3 protein-coding genes are annotated in these 1,921 nt (G+C 69.9%); 2 read left to right on the top strand and 1 reads right to left on the bottom strand.

What is annotated here, in order from left to right:
• Together AC1D12_RS32175 and AC1D12_RS32170 are read left to right on the top strand one after the other, a co-directional pair.
• Window positions 1–487: GNAT family N-acetyltransferase (locus AC1D12_RS32175; RefSeq protein WP_477845217.1), on the top strand; the 487-nt coding region annotated here is incomplete at its 5' end.
• Entirely contained in the window at window positions 484–1,296 is an 813-nt protein-coding gene (locus AC1D12_RS32170; protein ID WP_477845216.1) for an SDR family NAD(P)-dependent oxidoreductase, read from the top strand. The genes AC1D12_RS32175 and AC1D12_RS32170, both read left to right, overlap by 4 nt.
• A 266-nt stretch (window positions 1,297–1,562) precedes the next feature.
• Here the strand turns inward: AC1D12_RS32170 and AC1D12_RS32165 are convergent.
• Window positions 1,563–1,921 (bottom strand): hypothetical protein (locus AC1D12_RS32165; RefSeq protein WP_477845215.1); only part of this gene is annotated, 359 nt, incomplete at its 5' end.

Below are 1,921 nucleotides of genomic sequence, written 5' to 3'. Positions count from 1 at the left end.
GGTCGATGTGACGCCGGGCTACCAGGTCGGGCTCATCGCCAGCGTCACCCGGATGCACGCACTGCACGACGCACGAGGGGCCGGCATCGGACAACGCGTCGAGTCCGCTGTCGCGGCAGGCCTGGCGGATTTCTGCGACAGGCTCGGCAGGCCGGGGAATGGCATCTGGACGGCCCGGCAAGGTGGCGACATCGTCGGCTCGGTCGCCATCGACGGCGATGGTCCGGGCGTCGGCGTCGCGCATCTGCGCTGGTTCATCGTGGACGAGGGCCTCCGCGGCCGCGGCGTGGGGCGCAAGCTGCTGGCCAGCGCGCTGGACTTCGCCGACGGCCAGGGATTCGCCGAAACACACCTGTGGACCGTCGACGGTTCGTCTGCCGCCCGGCATCTCCGTGAGTCGCATGGCTTCGTCTGCGTGGAAGAGCGGCCTGCCACCCAGTGGGGCCAGGACGTCCTGGAACAGCGTTTCGCGAGGAGGCGAGCATGAACTCGACGCCGACCACCGAGGAGCTTGCCGGCGTTGCCCCGGAGTTGCCGACCGCGGGCCGGCTGAAGGGCCGGGTGTGCCTGGTCACCGGCGCCACGAGTGGGATCGGTCGCGCCACCGCGCTGCGAATGGCCGCGGAAGGCGCCGCCGCCGTGGTCGTGACGGGCCGCCGGGAGGAGCTCGGCCAGGCGCTCGCCGGCGAGATCCGCGAGCGCGGTGCCGAATGCCTTTTCGTGGCGGGTGATGCGGCCCGCGAGCAAGACGTCGTCTCGACCCTCCAGCAGGCACACGCCCGGTTCGGCAGGCTCGACGCCGTGTTCAACAACGCGGGCTGCCAGGAACGCCGAGGCCCGTTGGCGGAGCAAAGCGACGAGGTGTTCGTCCGCGTGTTCGACACGAATGTGCGTGCACTCTTTCATTTCATGCGCCATGCCATCTCGGCCATGCTGGCGGGTGGCGGCGGCACGATCGTCAACAACACCAGCGTGAGCGGGATTCGCAATCCCAATCCGGGGCTGTCTCTCTACAGCGCGTCGAAGGCGGCCGCCAACTCGCTCACGCGATCGGCCGCGATGGAATATGCGCCGGCAGGGATCCGGATCAACGCGGTCGCGCCGGGACGCGTGCTCACGGACATGATGCTTTCATCCGGCATTGCGGACATGCGCAGCGTCGCGGCCGGCCTGCCGCTGCGCAGGATGGGCCATCCGGAAGAAGTGGCCGCCGCTGCCATCTGGCTGATGTCTGATGAAGCGCGCTATGTCGTGGGCCATGTGCTCGCGACCGATGGTGGGTTCCTGGCGGGGTAGGGAAGGCGTGGCGCCCTGTCAGCACGCGGCGTCGCGTTCCGGTCTGCAGCGGCGTGCCCCATGGGGAGGAGGCGACGACCTCCCGACCGTTCCTCCCTCGACCAGAAAGCGTGCGATCGCGCGCCTGACGTCCGATGTCACTCCCACTTCACTCCACTGAGGCGCCCGCACGATCTCCAGCTCGGGAAACCCCGCCAGCGTCGTTGCGTTGCCTTCGATGCTGCAGCGTGCGAGGGCCAGCAGCACGGCGGTGCAGGTCAGTGCCCTCATGCCGTCGTCCCGGGGGAGGAGCGAATCGCGAGAGGCGGCAGCAGGTTGCGGCGCAAGGCCACGCACTCGAAGCCGCAACGCTGCATGTTCAGCAGCGACGGATTGACCTCGTCCGTGGGCTCGCCCGTCTCGGTGCCGATCCAGCGCACGCCGGTGCGCGTCGCATCCTTGACGCGGCGCGCCATGAGCGCGCGCTGACCGCCGCGGCGCCGATGCGACTCCAGCATGCTGCCGATCCCGACCCAGGCCTGGTCGCCATCCACGAACAGCGCGCCGCCGCCGACGGCCGTGGTGCCGTCGAAGGCGCCGTAGAGCTGCCAGCGAGGACGGTCGTGCAGCGCGCGCAACCAGGTGG

This window comes from Rhizobacter sp. P1_G5, from assembly GCF_056405435.1.
The sequence above is the reverse complement of the archived record's forward strand: the minus strand, read 5'-3'. Positions and strand labels throughout refer to the sequence as shown.